Consider the following 15,924-nt stretch of genomic DNA (forward strand, 5'->3'; position numbering starts at 1 on the left):
ATTCAGTAATTTCATGTAGAATGAAGACAAAGAGATAATTTAGGGAGGAATTATATTTTATGAAAACACAAGGTTATATTGGTAGTTATACAAAAAAGGATGGAAAGGGTATTTATAGATTTGATGTTGATGAAAATGATCAAACTATAGAAAAAGTAGAAGTAGGCTATGAAGTAGAAGCTTCTACGTATATTATGCAACATGGTAAATATTTATACGCAGTTAAAAAACAAGGCGATGATTGTGGTGTCGCAAGTTTTCTAATTAATGAAGATAAAAGTTTAACATTTATAAATGATTGCTTAGCTTCAACAGAAGGTACAGGTTGTCATATTTCAATATCTGAAGATGGTAAATTTTTATTTGAAGCAGTATACGGTGCAGGCATAGTAAGATTATATGAACTTAATCCTGAAAATGGGGAAGTCCTTAGATTAATCGATTCATATCATGGTGATGGTAATGGACCTAATAAAGAAAGACAAGATGGTAGCCATATTCATTATGCAATGCAAACACCAGATTTAGACTATATTGTTACAGTTGATTTAGGGGCAGATGTAATAAGAACGTTTAAATACTCTTTAGACGGATTAGAACTATATGAAACGACGAAATTCCAAGCTGGAAGTGGACCGAGACATTTAGCATTCCATCCTAGTGACAAATATGCTTATTTAGTTACAGAATTAAGCAATACTATAATTGTATTATCATATGAAAATGGTGTGTTTAGCCCGGTTACTGAACCACAAATGACTATTCCTGATGATTTTGAATTAAATTCACAAATAGCTGCAGTTAGATTAAGTCATGATGGTAGATTCGTATATGCGTCAAATCGTGGTCATAATAGTATTGCTGTATTTAAAATACTAGGTGATGGTGCGAATCTTGAATTAGTTGAAATTGTTTCAAGTGGAGGTACTTGGCCAAGAGACTTTAATATTACTCCAAGTGATTCATTCTTAGTTGTAGCACATGAACATTCTTATAATTTAGTGTTATTCAGTAGAAATAAAGAAACTGGTAAATTAACAGAAATAGAAAATGAACAAAAAGCCGCTGAAGGTGTATGTGTTCAATTTATCTGATTGAAGGTGAATAGAATGAAAATAGCTTTATATCAAATGCATGTAATACCAGGTAAACCTGATGAAAATATAGAAAAAGTTAGTCAATGGTTAGATAGTTTAGCTACAGATATAGATATAGCTGTGTTACCTGAAATGTGGAACACATCATATCGATTAAATGAATTAGAGAACATTGCTGATGTTGATGGGGAAGTGATAATACCTTTTTTAAAAAACAAAGCAAAAGAGGTTAAGAAACATATTATTGCAGGTTCTATTGCTTATAAAAAAGGTGAAGACATTTATAATAGAGCGCTTATTGTAAATAAAGAAGGGAAACTCATTAATACTTACGATAAAGCACATCTCGTTCCAATGTTAAACGAGCATCATTTTTTAACTTCTGGAGAAAAAAAGCCAACTGTATTTCATATAGATGAAATTGAGATGGGTTCTATTATCTGTTATGACTTAAGATTTCCTGAATTATCACGTTCATTAACATTAGAAGATGCTAAAGTCATTTTTGTACCTGCTGAATGGCCAAAATCACGTATTGATCATTGGAAAGCATTATTACAAGCAAGAGCAATTGAAAACCAGATTTACGTAGTAGCATGTAATACTGTAGGTAAATGTGATGATAACGAATTTGGAGGGCATAGTTTAGCATATAGCCCAGACGGTGCACTTATCGACTGTTTGTATGAAGGTGAAGGCACATTAGTTGTTAATTTAGATTTAAATGCCCAAAGCCAAATTAGAGAATCTATTCCTATTTTTAATAGTTTACGAACAGATTTATATTAAAATTAACTAAATAATTTTGAGTACGATATAAGAAATCTCTTCATTAGTGATAAAAAATCTAATGAAGAGTTTTTTAATTTTTAAGTGTAATATTGTTAAAAGTAAAAATTTTTATTGATATATTTAAATAAAAGTTTAAAATCAAAATTGTCATATATGCAGCTTTATATAAGGGGGTATTAGATTGTCTGAACAAGTAGATGTAGAATTTAAAAATATAGGCTATGAAATAGAAGGTAGTAAAATTTTAAATAAAGTGAACGGTAAAATATATCAAGGTAAGATTACTACAATTATAGGGCCATCAGGCGCTGGAAAGTCTACTTTATTATCATTTATTAATGCTTTAAACTCTCCAACAGAGGGAGATATTTTTATTGATGGGCATTTAATTAATGAATATGAAGCTATTAAACTAAGAAGAAAAGTGCAACTTGTCTCACAAGAAGTAACAATGATTAATGGTACCGTTAAAGATAATTTAGAACTTCCTTTAACATTACAAAATAGAACTATGACAGATAAAGAAGCTGAAGGATTTTTAAAAGATGTTGACTTACCAATATCATTTTTAAATAAAAATAGTAAAGAATTATCTGGTGGCGAAAAACAAAAATTATCATTAGCTCGCTCTTTAGTTACCAAGCCAAGTGTTATGTTGCTAGATGAAGTAACTTCAGCTCTAGACAGAAGCTCAGTCGAAGCTATTGAATCATTATTAACACTCATTAATAAAAAGCATGATGTTACGATGATTTGGATTACACATGATGTTAACCAAGCAATTCGTATGAGTGACTATATTTGGGTCATGATGAACGGAGAAGTCGTTGAAACTGGTACAAGTGAAGAAATCAGACATACTACAAATAAGAAAGTAAAAAAATTCATAGGAGCTAAAATATAATGAGTATAACTTCTTTGATATTAATGGTAATTTTTATAATTATTCCTATAGTTATTTCTAAATCACTGAAATTAGGTTTAGAAAAAGACACGGTTATCGCTGGTATAAGGTCTTTTATTCAATTATTAATTGTAGGATATATATTACAATTTATTTTTGATAAAGATAATCCAATATTTATGATATTGATGGTCGTATTAATTATAGGTGTAGCAACTCAAAATGCTAGAAAGAAAGGCTTATCTATTCCAGGTATCACTTGGAAATTGTTGTTAGCGTATGTATCGATTGAGTTAATAACACAAGGCATTCTTATTGGTTTGAAAATTATACCACCAACTCCGCAATATGTAATTCCTATAACTGGTATGGTTATTGGTAATGCGATGGTGTTAAGTATTTTATTCTTAAATCGATTTATTTCAGAGATTCAACAAAATGAAAATTTAGTAAAGCTGATACTATCTTTAGGAGGCACACCAAAACAAGCTATTCATAAGCAATTGATGACTTCTATACAAACAAGTGCTATTCCTACAATAGAACAACAGAAGACTATAGGACTCGTACAATTACCTGGAATGATGAGCGGTCAAATTATTGCAGGTGCTGACCCAATTGATGCAGTATTCTTTCAAATCTTAATTGTATTTATATTAATAACATCAGCAGTTACAACGAGTGTAATATTAGGATTTCTATCATATCCAACATTATTTAATAGTAAAAAACAATTAATAGAAAGCCGTTTTGAGTAAATAAGGTAACAAATGATGTAAGACAAGATCTACGTGCAACATAACAGTCTCCTTATTGCCAAGATTACTGAGAAAAGTCCACATATAATATAGGAGTCAAGTACATTACTATCAATACAAAGAAAGAGGCTGGGACATTATTTATGTCTCAGCCTCTTTCTTTGCCTGGGTAGGACTACGAAATCTTTTTATTAAAATAAGATTTTTGTCCCACTCTTATTTACTTTTTAAACATTGCTCTGACGTATTTCCCTTTACCCTTATAAGGGGGGAAGAGCACGCCTGTTTCTAATTTCGTCGTTTTGAACATAATTCCTTTTTGGTTACTGAATAATTCAAATGATGCTTTTCCATGATAACGACCGATACCAGAGTGTCCTACACCACCGAAAGGCAAGTTATGATTGCCAACATGCATTAACGTATCATTGATGCAACCACCACCAAATGATATACGATTAACAACTTCATCTGTATGATTCTCATCTTCACTAAATAAATATAAAGAGAGTGGTTTAGGTTTATTCTTTATGAATTGTATCGCATCTCCGAATGCATCGTACGACATAATAGGTAGAATTGGTCCAAATATTTCATCTTCCATTAAAACGTCATCAAACTTCACATTATCAACAATTGTAGGTTCTATATAACGATCTGTTACGTTAGTTTCTCCACCATAAACAATTTCACCATTTGTATTATTAATGAGCGAATTCAGTCTATTTGCATGTTTCTCATTAACAATTCTGCCAAAATCTTCACTGTTTTTAGCATTTTTAGTATAAAACTCTTGAATAGTTGATTGAATTGCTTTAATAAATTGTTGTTTGATTGATGCGTCAATAATAACATAATCAGGTGCTACACAAGTTTGACCTGCGTTGATAAATTTACCAAAAGCGATTCGTTCTGCTGCAACTTTAATATTAGCTGTTTTATCTACAATAGCTGGACTTTTGCCACCTAATTCTAGCGCAACTGGTATAAGTTGCTTACTCGCTTGTTCATATACAATTTGCCCAACTTTTGTAGAACCTGTAAAGAATATAAAATCAAACGGTTGTTGTAATAATTCTTCTGTTACATTTTGTTCACCAGTTATACAAGATATGTATGAAGCGGGGAATACATCTTCAATTATTTGTTGAATAATCTGACTCACATTAGGCGTAAGTTCAGAAGGTTTAACGACAGCACAGTTTCCTGCTGAAATTGCGCCAATTAATGGTTCCATTACTAATTGGAATGGATAGTTAAAAGGACCGATAATTAAAACCGTTCCATAAGGTTCGTTTACAGTATAACTTTTTGCAGGAAATAAGAATACTGGCGTATTTACGTTTTTCTTGCCAGCCAAGTTCTTGACATCCTTAAGCATCAACGAGATACTTTTGTAAATGTAACCAATTTCTGTTGCATATGATTCAACTGAATTTTTACCTAAATCTTGCTTTAATGCTGCTAATAATTCTGTTTCATGCGATTTAATAGATTTTTTTAATAATCTAAGTTGTTTTTTTTCTGAATTTAATATCCTTTGTTATATCGCTATCAAAAAATGATTGAATTGTCTCGAATTGGTTTGCTATAGTCAAAGTTAATATCTCCTTTATAACTTCTATTGTATATATTTTAACAATAGTTATAATTAAAAGCGAAGTCTTTATTTCTAAAAAGTAAAAATTAACAAAAATTTATTAAGAAAAGGTGAACATCATGAAATTTGGTTTTATAGGTACAAATTGGATAACTGATAAATTAATAGAGTGTGGTAGACAAACAGCTACTTTCGAACCTTATGCTGTATATTCTAGAACAGAAGAAAGAGCTAATTATTTTAAAGACAAACATGATTTAAAAGAAATTTTTACAGATTTAAATCAATTTTGTGAATCATCCAATTTTGACGCTGTATATATTGCTTCACCTAATGCATTTCACTTTGAACAAGCAAAGTTGGCAATTGAAAATAACAAGCATGTTTTAATAGAAAAACCAGCTACTATCAATGTGGAACAATTTGAAGCATTATCTAAACTCGCACATGAATATAATGTAACTGTTATGGAAGCGATGAAATCAACTGTATTAAAACCATTTTTACAGTTTGCTAAAGCAAATGCAGATATCGGAGAAATACGTTATGCAGATTTTCACTATCATCAATACTCTTCTCGATATGATAAATATAAAGAAGGTATAGTTGAAAATGCTTTTAAACCAGAGTTAGGAAACGGCGCATTAATGGATTTAGGTGTATATGCAGTTGCACCGGCTATCCATTTATTCGGATTCCCTAAAGAAATAAAAGCAACTGGGTTCAAATTAAATACAGGGGCTGATGGCCAAGGTAATGCGATTTTAAATTATGATTCATTCCAAGTCACAATAAGTTATTCTAAAATATGTGATCGACCAAGCCCTTCTGAAATCATTGGAGAAGATGGTTATGTAACTATCAATAAGATAAGTGCTCCTACTGTTATAAATGTATTTAATAAAGATGGTTCAATAAAAGATACTTATAGCGATAGTGATGATTATACAATGAAAGAAGAAATAGAAGAGTTTATAAAATGTATTGAAAATAATAAAACAGAGTCTTCTATTAATACACACCAAAGAACGATAGACACTTTGAAAGTATTAGATGAAATTAGAAATCAAGTAGGGGTTCAATTTAATGACTAAAAAAGTCATAATAACCGTTAGTATTATTATCATTATATTAACTGTTATTGCTACAACTGTGCCGTTTAAACAAGAACCATCATCTACTACAAGAGTTGTTGTGGATCACTTTAATCATAAATATGCTTTTCCAAACTGTTATGATTATGAAACAGCATCAAATTATATTGATGAAGTTACATTCAAAGATGCAAAAGACCTTGGTTACCCACCAATGAATAAATGTACAGAACAAGAAGCTAAACCAAAACATAAAACACTTTTGAAAAGATTAATAGAAAGTACTGATATATAAGTGGTGAGACATTAGTTTCTAGATTGAAAAAGCCTCCTAATCCGTTAGATTTTTAATTAATGGATTAGGAGGCTTTTTACTTAAATTATTATTTCTTTAATACGTCGTGTGTGCTTTGGTCTTTGTCCATAACGTCTTTCACATATGGACATACAGGGTCTATAACTTTGCCTTCGTTTCGGGCCTTGTCAATAACAGTGTCTACTAACTTTCTAGCTGTTCCTTGTCCACGTAGTGACGGGTCTACAAACGTGTGATCAACTACGAGAACATTACCATCTGAATCATGATACGTGATTTCAGCATCAAATTGATCTTCTGATTCTCCAACATAGAACTTGTTCGTACCTTGTTTAATTTCCATTGCAAACACACTCCTTATAAAAGTTATTTACCTAAAACATCATCAATTGGTGGTACTACTTGCTTCTTACGTGATACCACGCCAGCTAATAATGCTTGGTTGTTTTCTAATTTAGTACTGAATGCTTTTTCAACAGCTTGTTGTTCTTTACCTAGAGCAATAACTGTTGAATCACTATTTAGTATATCAGTGATGATGAATACAAATAAATCATACTGCTCATTAGCAATGATTTTATTGATTTCATTTTCAACATCTTCTTTGATTTCTAATACTTCATTAACATCAACTGTGTTAACTTGAGCAACTCTAACAACTTTATCATCCATATTGAAAGATTTAGCATCCATATTTAATAGGAATTCTGGTGATTTACCTTTAACAGATGCACCAGCTTTAAGCATCTCTAGACCATATTCATTTAAATCAACATTGGCAATTTTCGCTAATGCTTCACTTGCTTTAATATCTTCTTCAGTACATGTAGGAGATTTAAATAATAAAGTGTCTGAAATAATTGCTGAAATCATTAAACCAGCAATTTCTGGTTTGATTTCGATGTTATGTTCTTCATACATTTTTTTAAGGATTGTCGTTGTACACCCAACAGGCTCTGCTCTGTAGTATAAAGGTGCAGCTGTTTCAAAATTGCTAATTCTGTGATGATCAACCACCATAGTAACTGTAGCGTCTGCAATATCATCAGCACTTTGTTGGAATTCATTGTGATCAACTAGGATAACTTCTCTATCTTTTACAGAAGTTTCTAATAGTGATGGTGCTTCTACTTTGAAGTAATCTAAAGCGAATTGTGTTTCGTCAGATACTTCTCCTAATCTTAATGCTTCTACATCATTACCTAATTCTTTTTGTAAGTCTTGCATTACTAAAGCTGAAGCAATAGTATCTGTGTCAGGATTTTTATGTCCAAAAATTAATGTATTTACCAATGTGAATTCTCCTTTTACTATCATTATTCTAATATTTATTTTAACACGAACGAAACGTCTATTCTACAACAGCGCCTAGACTATTTTCAAAATGTGTAAGCGCCCAATCATGCCCAGCTTGATTGAAAGATGCCACGCAATTTTTTGGAATATAAATTTGATAATTAAGGTTGTAAGCATCGACAGCAGTATGTAAAACACAAATATCAGTACATACGCCAACAATTTCTATTGTATCAATATTGCGCTCTCTTAAAAGGCTATCTAAATTAGTTCCATAAAATGCGCTATATCTAGTTTTATCAATCCAAAATACATTTTTTTGATTTTTAATTTGTTCATATTGAGGTTTTAATGATTGATATAAATCACGACCTTCAGTACCTACGATATTGTGTGGCGGAAATAATTTAGTTTCAGGATGATAAGGGTCGTCTTTATGATGATAATCCATTAAATAGAATATATTTTCGTCATTTTTATTATATGAGTCAATTTTACTAAATATATTGTCTTCGATTACTTGTCCCGGCTCACCACAAGTTAAGTTACCATTTTCTGCTACGAAATCATTTGAATAATCCACTACTATTAATGCTTTCTTCAAAATAATATCCCCCTAATTGTTTATATTTAATAATCGGTGTAATATGTTTATAAGAAAAGTATACGCTAAATCAAGGTGGTTTTGAAGTTATGACTAGAACAATTAATGTTGCGAATTATGGTGCCAAAGGTAAATCTGGTGTTCTAGATACTTTAGGGATTCAACTCGCTTTATTTGAAGCGAGAAAAGGACCAGTAACTGTTTATATACCTAAAGGTGAGTACCACATTTTATATGAACTTGTGATTTATCGTAATACAAATCTTATATTACACGATGATGCTACATTAATAAGAAAATCTCCTAGCGCTATGTTGAAAAATGGACACAGTTTTAAGAAATATTATGGTTATGAAGGACATGGCAATATTAATATAATTGGTGGCACTTTTGATGCATATGGTCATACTAATAATACTAATAACACGATTATGTCGATTGGTCATGCTAAGAATATTCAGATTCATGATGTCACGTTTAAAAATGTTGTAGGGGGACACGCTATTGATGCCTGTGGTTTGGATGGATTTTATGTGACGAATAGTCATTTTCTAGGTTTTAGAGATGATAGTGGCACAAGATCTTTCAGTGAAGCTATCCAAATTGATATACAAACAGAAGGAGCATTCCCTAAATTTGGTGCAACAGATGGTACGGTTACAAAGAATGTAATAATAGAAAATTGTTATTTTGGAAATTCCGGAGATATGAATATGTCTGCATGGAATAGAGCTATTGGGTCACATGCAAGTATGTATGATTGCTTTTATGAAAACATACATATACAAAATAATAGATTTGATGGGTTGGGAGATTATGCAGTAACAATGCTTAAATCAAAAGAAACTACGATTACAAATAACTACTTTGTTAATTGTGAGGGTGGCATTCGTTATTTAGCAGTGCCAAAAGGTAAGTATTCTATGGATATCAATAAAGTAGATAAAGGTGCACAGTCTGGTTCCACATTGTTAATAGGTAACAATAAGTTTGAAAATATTAAATCAAAACAAAGTATTCTTATAAAAAGTTATGAAAAAGCAATCAATAAAGATATTTATATTTATGATAATAAATTCATTGATAAAATATCTGATAAAATTCAATTTATTTACGCCTCAGATATCTATTTGTATAATAATTTTAATTTATCGCAAATTAAACAAAAAAATGTAGAGCGACTTAATGAAATTATAAAAGGAACTGAAAATAAATAATATTAAGATATAAAAAATGCTCACAATCCCAAGGTTGTGAGCATTTTTTATATTATTTAATTCTATATGTAAAATCTATATATCTTTATTAAAATTACCTAACACGTTAACTTTGAAATCTAATGTTTTTAATATTGTAATTACTTTCCTCATTTCTACGTCATCAGCGCTACAATCAGCTTGCACGAAGAAGTGATACATGCCTAATTTTGTTTTTAAAGGACGTGATTCAATCCATGATAAGTTAATGTTAAATAAAGCGAATGTATTTAAAATGCTTGCTAATAAGCCTGGTTTGTCTTCATCAGGTGTTATAAGTAAGATGCTATCTGTCGCTTTTTCAACTCGTTTTTGTTCAGAGGAAAGCACTAAAAATCTAGTTGTGTTATGTGGATAGTCTTCAATATGTGTTGCTAATGCGATAACATCATTGCGATCTTTTTCTAATCCCATTGGTGCAATTGCTCCAGTGTGCTCATCTATTTCATCTAAACTTTGCACAGTACTGTTTGAGTAACGATATTTAAATTGATGTTTTGTTATAAATTTTGATGTTTGATTAATAGCAGGGGCAATTGATACAACTTCTTTAATATCTTCTATATTTGTACCTTCTTTAACGTATAGTGAAAAAGCTATGTCTAAATGTAGTTCATCGATAACATGAACTTTTTGTTCTGTTAGTGTATCAGCAATAATATTAATTGTACCTTCTATTGAATTTTCAATAGGGGCAATAGCTATACTATCTTTATCTGATTCAATTGCTTTTACAACTTCATATAAGTTAGATTGTGGTATGTAATCAGTAATATTTTCATTTTTATAATTTAATGCTGCCATATGTGAGAATGTCCCAGTAGGACCTAGATAGTATAATTTCATAAAATTCTTCCTTTCTAATGAAATGGACATTTATTGCCTTTCTTTTTATATAAAAAATTTGGACTTCTTGTTTCATTATCATATCCTTTATGATAATTATGTACAAGAGATGGTGACAATGGTGGGGCAAGCCAGCTCCATTTCCCAGTAACTTTACGATTTTTATTTTCTTCATTTTCTTCAAATTTCTTGAACTGTTTTGATGCTGTGTAATGGTCAACTATGGATACACCAGCTTCTTTAAATGAATGGTAAACAGCATAATTAAATTCAACTAATGCTCTATCTCTCCAATAACTAGTGGTCTTAGTAGTATCAAGGTTTAATGCATTAGCAATATCTTTTAGTTTGTCGTAACGATATTCATCAGTAAAATTACGTACGCCAATTTCCGTCTCCATATACCAACCGTTAAAAGGAGCGGTGTGATAATAAAGGCCACCGATTTCTAAATCCATATTTGAAATGATTGGAACAGCGTACCATTTTAAGCCGAGTTGCTCTAAAAGGGGATACTCATCATGTTTAATAAGTATTTCTTTTATGAGATTGTCTTTATAAATATGATAATTTAATGGTTGTTGTTTATAACGATATATTAAAGGTAATAAATCAAAATCAGTGTGATCACTTTTCCAATTTAAATGTTCAGCTAATTGAGTAATATTTTTTGATTTTGGATCACCCTTATTTTCGTAACCTGCATATCTAATGAGTTGTTCATTTTTAATTTCAAAGTCATTTGAATAAATACTAATTAATGGTCTGATTTTTCCGTTGTTGGTAGCTATTTCAATATGATTTTCTATAGAGTGGACAAAATCTATTTCATTATCAATAAAGCGCATGTCTCTAACATTTAATTTATCCCAAAACAGTCTTCCAATACATCTATTAGAGTTTCTCCACGCAACTTTAGCACCGTATATTAACTCATCTGTTGTATGTTTATAAGTGTTTGTTTCATTTATTTCATTGATTATTTGTTGGATTCTTTTCTTTGTTTCTTCGTTATCGATATTTAATTCTTGATGCATAGATTTAATAAAAGCAGTCGCTTTTTCCTGTAACATATTAACACCTCTATGTTCTAGTATAAGCGACTGCATATTTTTAACAATATTTGATTTATGACAATTTACCAATTTTTTATATCGTTTCGTTCACCTTTAAAATTTCCTGATTTTTTATGACGTTCAGATAGTACTTCTTTTACTTCTTCTATTGATACGCCTCTATCATGAAGTATGACAAATAGGTGATACAATACATCGGCCACCTCATTTTTAAGTTCTTCATTATCTTGTTTCATTGAAGCAATGACAACTTCAAATGATTCTTCGCCAAACTTTTTAGTGATTTTTTCAATACCTTCATTTAATAAATATTGTGTATAAGATTGAGAACGGTTTGATTGAACACTTTCTTGAATAGTTTCTTCTAAAGATTCTATAGAAAAAGGCTCATCGGTATTAAAGCAACTTTGCGAACCTGTGTGGCACGTCGGACCATCTGGGTTAACTTGAATTAAAAGTGTATCATCATCACAGTCTAAATTTATGTCTATCACATGTTGAATATGATTTGATGATTCACCTTTTTTCCAAAGGCGTTCTTTACTTCTTGAATAAAACCAACAAACTTTATCTTGAACTGTTAAATTAAAAGCTTCCTCATTCATATAGCCAAGCATCAACACTTGTCCTGTTTTATAATGTTGCAATATAGCTGGTAGTAATCCTTTAGAAAAATCTGGGGAAAGGTTATTCATCTCACGTCAACTCCTTCTTTTGCTAAATGAGATTTAACAGCTTGAACTGTCGTTTCTTTATCATGAAAAATACTTGCTGCTAAACCAGCTGATACATCAGTTTGTTTGAATAAATCTACAAAGTGTTGACTGTTTCCGCCACCACCTGAAGCGATGATAGGTATAGAAACATGTTTCTTAATCTCGCTAAGCAAAGTATGGTCAAAACCTTGTTTAACACCATCATAATCCATACTTGTGACTAATAGTTCACCTGCACCTAAAGATTCAACTTCTTCAACCCAATCTAACACACGTTTATTAGTTCTTTTCTTTCCACCATGTGTATAACAATACCAATCTTGTTTATCATCTTCCCATTTAGCATCAATAGCTATACAAATGCATTGCTTTCCAAATTTTTCACTTGCTTCTTTAATAAAAGATGGATTGTTAAGAGCGCTAGAATTTAGTGAAATTTTATCAGCGCCATGGTTAAGTAGCGATGATATATCATCTATAGTACTTATACCGCCACCGATTGTTAAAGGAATGAATAACTTAGATGCAGTTTCAGAAATAATATCTAACATCATTTGATGTCCATTTTCAGTTTTAGAAATATCTAAAAAGACAAGTTCATCTGCAGCTTCGTTATTATAGTATTCAGCTAACTCAACAGGGTTGCCGATATCTCTTAAACCTTTAAATTGAACGCCTTTAACGACACGCCCATCTTTTACGTCTAAGCATGGGATTATTCTTTTCTTTATCATGAAATGCCCTCCCAAAATGAATCTGTATTTGCTGCTTTTCCGACAATCGCTGCGTGAACATTTAATCTTTCTAGTTGTTCAATGTCTTGTTTGCTACGAATACCACCAGAAGCAATAATTGGTATATTAGTCGAGGTTACGAGACGCCCAGTGAGTTCAAAGTTAGGGCCTGATAATTTACCGTCTTTGGAAATGTCTGTATAAATAATGCCACCTAGTGGTAAGCCATCAATTTGCGTAATAAATTCAAATAAATTGATACCGGCATCGTCAATCCATCCATTTAATTTAATTTCTTCAACATAAGCATCAACAGATAAGTAAATTTTGCCAGGATATCTATGCGCAATTTCAGATAGCCAATTTATATCGCTTATACCTTTAGTACCTACAATAATGTATTCAATCCCTTTATCGAAATAGGCGTCTATCGTTTCAAGTGTTCGAATGCCACCGCCAACTTCTATAGGTAAATCTGTTAAATGTACGAGTTGTTCTATGTAGTCTGATTCAGTAGGTTGTTGATTTTTTGCACCAATTAAATCTATTACGTGAATTCTAGACACGCTTTTGAATTGTGAGTAAAATTTAATTGCTTCTTCAGCTGTTCTATTCATAGATTCTTTAGAGTCATATTTTCCTTCTGTAAGTCTTACATTTGTTGAATCAATTAAGTCAATTGCTGGCCAAATTTCAATCATGTAAAAAACCTTCCTTCAAAGCTTTGTCTAGTATTTTTAGTCCAAAATCACCGCTTTTTTCTGGGTGAAATTGTATACCGATAATATTTTCTTTTTGAACAATCGCTGTTATAGATTGACCATAATCGGCTGTCGCTACAATAGGTAAATCAGTTGTTACATGGTAAGAATGAATAAAGTAAACATCTTTATTTAGTAATGGATGAGTACTCTGTAAAGTGTTCCAACCTAAATGTGGAACAGGGTAGGGACTGCTAATAGGAACAACTTTGCCTTCTAGTAATCCTAGTCCTTTAGTTGAACCTTCTTCACTAAATTCAAATAACACTTGCATACCTAAGCAAATACCTATAATACGATGACTATCTTTAATGTCGTGAATTACACGATCAAGTCCACTTTTTTGAAGTTGCAACATCGCGTCTTTAAAATGCCCAACGCCTGGTAATATAACGTGAGTACTTGATTTAATCATTTTTTCATCTGATGTTAGTACAGCATCGTAACCTAAATTTAGCAATGCGCGTTCTATATTTTTAATATTACCTAAACCATAATCGATTATCGCAATCATTCGATCACACCTTTAGAAGAAGGGATACCTTCATAATCATTTGCACTTAAAGAAATCTTAAGACTTCTAGCAAAAGCTTTAAAGATACCTTCTATTTCGTGGTGTGTATTTCCTCCTCTTAATAAATCAATGTGGGTCGTAAGACGAGCATTAATGACAAGTCCTCTAAAAAATTCTTCAACAAGTTCAGTATCAAATGTACCAACTTTTTCTCTTGAGAATTCAGCATTGAAAGATAAATAAGGACGACCACTAATATCAGTTACAGCACGCGCTAATGTTTCATCCATCGGGATATAGAATGAACCATATCTTGCAAATGACTGCTTATCTTTAATAGCTTCAAGTAATAATTGTCCGATAACTATACCGATGTCTTCAACAGTATGGTGGTCATCTACGTAAGTATCTCCATCTACTTCTATGTTTAATGAGATACCACTGTGGAAGCTAAACAAAGTTAACATATGGTCTAAAAAACCTACACCGGTATTAATATTTGTTTCGGTATTTTCAAAAGATAATTCGATATCAATATTAGTTTCTTTAGTTGTTCTTTTCTTGCGATAAGTCATATGATTTCCTCCAGTCAATTACAATTTGTTCTAATTCATTCAATTGGTGTTCAGTAGCGATAGAATAACGTACAGTATGTGACATTCTATTGTCATCATAAAATCTAGGGAAGAATCCGTTACTGTAAATGTATTCTCCTAAATCATTTGCTAAGTCACCATACGTTAATACAAAGTTTGTCTTAGAAGGTATAACATGGATGATATCACTCACATGTTCTTCAAATATATCGCGCAATTGTATGCTTAAATTTCTCTGTCTGTTTATTAACGATTGAACCCGATCTGTATCATCAAATAAAGACTTAGCGATCTGTAAAGTAAGTGTATTTAAAGGATATGGATGAGCAATACTATTTAATTTTTGGATAGTCTTTTCAGTAGAAATGACAATTCCTACTCTTAAGCCTGCTAAAGCAAAAGCTTTACTCAAAGTTCTCATTTGAATGACATGGTCCTCTAAGTCAATTACATATGCATCACCAAAATCCAAATATGCTTCGTCAATTACAAAATATCCTCCGATTTCTTTCATAAGTTGAGAAATCTCGTTTAAAAATTGTTCAGGATACTGTATGCCTGAAGGATTGTGAGGGACACTCATTATGAAAAATGCTGGTTTAATGCGTCTAATTTCATTTAAGATTTTATATAAAGAAAACGTGAAATCAGGTTCTGCATCAACATAATAAATAGGTCGTTTAATTTGTTGAGCGTACGCAGTATACATAAAGAAATCTGGATTTAAAGTTAGAACAGGGCCTTCAGGTAGAGCAATCATACATTTTTGAATCCACTCATCGGAACCATTAGCTGCAGAAATCTGATTAGGAGATAATCCATAAAAGTTAGCATAAGATTCAAGAAATGCATCATACTCTTCATCTGGATAGAAATTAAATTCTGATGAAGCAATAATTTCTTTTAATTTTTCTGACTCCATAGCAGGTATGGGGCTTTCATTTTTATTAATCCTTATCATATA

Annotated in this window: 18 protein-coding genes and 1 pseudogene; 7 read left to right on the forward strand and 12 right to left on the reverse strand. The window is 31.4% G+C overall.

Going from position 1 to position 15,924, the window contains the following annotated elements; translation table 11 throughout:
• The first annotated feature begins 59 nt into the window (after positions 1 to 59).
• The 4 genes from pglS (at position 60) to CD135_RS06645 (ending at position 3,551) form a co-directional block, all read left to right on the forward strand.
• Positions 60 to 1,094, forward strand: a complete 1,035-nt coding sequence (gene pglS, locus CD135_RS06630) for a 6-phosphogluconolactonase (protein WP_103269069.1) — start codon at positions 60 to 62, stop codon at positions 1,092 to 1,094.
• A gap of 15 nt (positions 1,095 to 1,109) precedes the next feature.
• Complete coding sequence (locus CD135_RS06635; RefSeq protein WP_016999089.1) at positions 1,110 to 1,886, forward strand: carbon-nitrogen family hydrolase; 777 nt, start codon at positions 1,110 to 1,112, stop codon at positions 1,884 to 1,886.
• 184 nt (positions 1,887 to 2,070) lie between these two features.
• Complete coding sequence (locus CD135_RS06640) at positions 2,071 to 2,793, forward strand: ABC transporter ATP-binding protein (RefSeq protein ID WP_103269070.1); 723 nt, start codon at positions 2,071 to 2,073, stop codon at positions 2,791 to 2,793.
• Entirely contained in the window at positions 2,793 to 3,551 is a 759-nt protein-coding gene (locus CD135_RS06645; protein ID WP_103269071.1) for an ABC transporter permease, read from the forward strand. The genes CD135_RS06640 and CD135_RS06645 overlap by 1 nt, the downstream gene beginning before the upstream one ends.
• Positions 3,552 to 3,771: 220 nt before the next feature.
• Here CD135_RS06645 and CD135_RS06650 read toward each other — a convergent pair.
• Positions 3,772 to 5,149: pseudogene (locus tag CD135_RS06650) on the reverse strand (aldehyde dehydrogenase).
• Positions 5,150 to 5,270: 121 nt separating this feature from the next.
• Between CD135_RS06650 and CD135_RS06655 the strand changes: the two are divergent.
• Entirely contained in the window at positions 5,271 to 6,245 is a 975-nt protein-coding gene (locus CD135_RS06655; protein WP_064205136.1) for a Gfo/Idh/MocA family protein, read from the forward strand.
• On the forward strand, positions 6,238 to 6,540 hold the full coding sequence (locus tag CD135_RS06660; RefSeq protein ID WP_103269072.1) for a hypothetical protein: 303 nt from the start codon (positions 6,238 to 6,240) through the stop codon (positions 6,538 to 6,540). The genes CD135_RS06655 and CD135_RS06660 overlap by 8 nt, the downstream gene beginning before the upstream one ends.
• A gap of 88 nt (positions 6,541 to 6,628) precedes the next feature.
• Here the strand turns inward: CD135_RS06660 and CD135_RS06665 are convergent, their stop codons facing one another.
• The 3 genes from CD135_RS06665 to CD135_RS06675 are packed head-to-tail and all read right to left on the reverse strand — an operon-like array spanning position 6,629 to position 8,464.
• The gene (locus CD135_RS06665) at positions 6,629 to 6,904 is read right to left on the reverse strand and encodes a GNAT family N-acetyltransferase (RefSeq protein WP_016999083.1); all 276 of its coding nucleotides are present in this window, start codon (positions 6,902 to 6,904) and stop codon (positions 6,629 to 6,631) included.
• Between the two features lie 23 nt (positions 6,905 to 6,927).
• The gene (locus tag CD135_RS06670; protein WP_103269073.1) at positions 6,928 to 7,854 is read right to left on the reverse strand and encodes a manganese-dependent inorganic pyrophosphatase; all 927 of its coding nucleotides are present in this window, start codon (positions 7,852 to 7,854) and stop codon (positions 6,928 to 6,930) included.
• Between the two features lie 58 nt (positions 7,855 to 7,912).
• Positions 7,913 to 8,464: a cysteine hydrolase family protein gene (locus CD135_RS06675; RefSeq protein ID WP_026023612.1), complete on the reverse strand. Its 552-nt coding sequence runs from the start codon at positions 8,462 to 8,464 to the stop codon at positions 7,913 to 7,915.
• An 86-nt stretch (positions 8,465 to 8,550) separates the two neighbouring features.
• On the opposite strand from CD135_RS06675, the gene CD135_RS06680 reads away from it, so the two are divergent.
• Complete coding sequence (locus CD135_RS06680; RefSeq protein WP_103269074.1) at positions 8,551 to 9,678, forward strand: glycosyl hydrolase family 28-related protein; 1,128 nt, start codon at positions 8,551 to 8,553, stop codon at positions 9,676 to 9,678.
• Between the two features lie 75 nt (positions 9,679 to 9,753).
• On the opposite strand, the gene CD135_RS06685 is transcribed toward CD135_RS06680, so the two are convergent.
• The 8 genes from CD135_RS06685 to CD135_RS06720 form a co-directional block, all read right to left on the reverse strand.
• A complete protein-coding gene (locus CD135_RS06685) occupies positions 9,754 to 10,563 on the reverse strand; it encodes a prephenate dehydratase (RefSeq protein ID WP_103269075.1) in 810 nt (269 codons plus the stop codon).
• A gap of 14 nt (positions 10,564 to 10,577) precedes the next feature.
• Positions 10,578 to 11,636 (reverse strand): nitric oxide synthase oxygenase, encoded by a 1,059-nt coding sequence (locus CD135_RS06690; RefSeq protein ID WP_016999078.1) that lies wholly within the window; start codon positions 11,634 to 11,636, stop codon positions 10,578 to 10,580.
• Between the two features lie 65 nt (positions 11,637 to 11,701).
• A complete protein-coding gene (gene hisIE, locus CD135_RS06695; protein ID WP_103269076.1) occupies positions 11,702 to 12,334 on the reverse strand; it encodes a bifunctional phosphoribosyl-AMP cyclohydrolase/phosphoribosyl-ATP diphosphatase HisIE in 633 nt (210 codons plus the stop codon).
• Entirely contained in the window at positions 12,331 to 13,089 is a 759-nt protein-coding gene (hisF, locus tag CD135_RS06700) for an imidazole glycerol phosphate synthase subunit HisF (protein WP_103269077.1), read from the reverse strand. Before hisF ends, hisIE begins: the two co-directional genes overlap by 4 nt.
• On the reverse strand, positions 13,086 to 13,790 hold the full coding sequence (gene hisA, locus CD135_RS06705; RefSeq protein ID WP_016999075.1) for a 1-(5-phosphoribosyl)-5-((5-phosphoribosylamino)methylideneamino)imidazole-4-carboxamide isomerase: 705 nt from the start codon (positions 13,788 to 13,790) through the stop codon (positions 13,086 to 13,088). Before hisA ends, hisF begins: the two co-directional genes overlap by 4 nt.
• Positions 13,783 to 14,364 (reverse strand): imidazole glycerol phosphate synthase subunit HisH, encoded by a 582-nt coding sequence (gene hisH, locus CD135_RS06710; protein WP_103269078.1) that lies wholly within the window; start codon positions 14,362 to 14,364, stop codon positions 13,783 to 13,785. The genes hisA and hisH overlap by 8 nt, the downstream gene beginning before the upstream one ends.
• Positions 14,361 to 14,939, reverse strand: coding sequence for an imidazoleglycerol-phosphate dehydratase HisB (gene hisB / locus CD135_RS06715; RefSeq protein ID WP_016999073.1), 579 nt, complete (start codon positions 14,937 to 14,939; stop codon positions 14,361 to 14,363). Before hisB ends, hisH begins: the two co-directional genes overlap by 4 nt.
• On the reverse strand, positions 14,911 to 15,921 hold the full coding sequence (locus CD135_RS06720; RefSeq protein WP_064205128.1) for a pyridoxal phosphate-dependent aminotransferase: 1,011 nt from the start codon (positions 15,919 to 15,921) through the stop codon (positions 14,911 to 14,913). Before CD135_RS06720 ends, hisB begins: the two co-directional genes overlap by 29 nt.
• Between the last annotated feature and the right edge of the window lie 3 nt (positions 15,922 to 15,924).

Source organism: Mammaliicoccus lentus (genome assembly GCF_002902755.1).
Lineage (GTDB): Bacteria > Bacillota > Bacilli > Staphylococcales > Staphylococcaceae > Mammaliicoccus > Mammaliicoccus lentus.

Excerpts from the sequence above, each read along its gene's own strand:
- pglS (WP_103269069.1), top strand. The coding sequence starts at position 60 with ATGAAAACACAAGGTTATATTGGTAGTTATACAAAAAAGGATGGAAAG.
- CD135_RS06635 (WP_016999089.1), top strand. The coding sequence starts at position 1,110 with ATGAAAATAGCTTTATATCAAATGCATGTAATACCAGGTAAACCTGAT.
- CD135_RS06645 (WP_103269071.1), top strand. The coding sequence starts at position 2,793 with ATGAGTATAACTTCTTTGATATTAATGGTAATTTTTATAATTATTCCT.
- CD135_RS06655 (WP_064205136.1), top strand. The coding sequence starts at position 5,271 with ATGAAATTTGGTTTTATAGGTACAAATTGGATAACTGATAAATTAATA.
- CD135_RS06660 (WP_103269072.1), top strand. The coding sequence starts at position 6,238 with ATGACTAAAAAAGTCATAATAACCGTTAGTATTATTATCATTATATTA.
- CD135_RS06665 (WP_016999083.1), bottom strand. The coding sequence starts at position 6,904 with ATGGAAATTAAACAAGGTACGAACAAGTTCTATGTTGGAGAATCAGAA.
- CD135_RS06680 (WP_103269074.1), top strand. The coding sequence starts at position 8,551 with ATGACTAGAACAATTAATGTTGCGAATTATGGTGCCAAAGGTAAATCT.
- CD135_RS06685 (WP_103269075.1), bottom strand. The coding sequence starts at position 10,563 with ATGAAATTATACTATCTAGGTCCTACTGGGACATTCTCACATATGGCA.
- CD135_RS06690 (WP_016999078.1), bottom strand. The coding sequence starts at position 11,636 with ATGTTACAGGAAAAAGCGACTGCTTTTATTAAATCTATGCATCAAGAA.
- hisIE (WP_103269076.1), bottom strand. The coding sequence starts at position 12,334 with ATGAATAACCTTTCCCCAGATTTTTCTAAAGGATTACTACCAGCTATA.
- hisF (WP_103269077.1), bottom strand. The coding sequence starts at position 13,089 with ATGATAAAGAAAAGAATAATCCCATGCTTAGACGTAAAAGATGGGCGT.
- hisA (WP_016999075.1), bottom strand. The coding sequence starts at position 13,790 with ATGATTGAAATTTGGCCAGCAATTGACTTAATTGATTCAACAAATGTA.
- hisH (WP_103269078.1), bottom strand. The coding sequence starts at position 14,364 with ATGATTGCGATAATCGATTATGGTTTAGGTAATATTAAAAATATAGAA.
- hisB (WP_016999073.1), bottom strand. The coding sequence starts at position 14,939 with ATGACTTATCGCAAGAAAAGAACAACTAAAGAAACTAATATTGATATC.
- CD135_RS06720 (WP_064205128.1), bottom strand. The coding sequence starts at position 15,921 with ATGATAAGGATTAATAAAAATGAAAGCCCCATACCTGCTATGGAGTCA.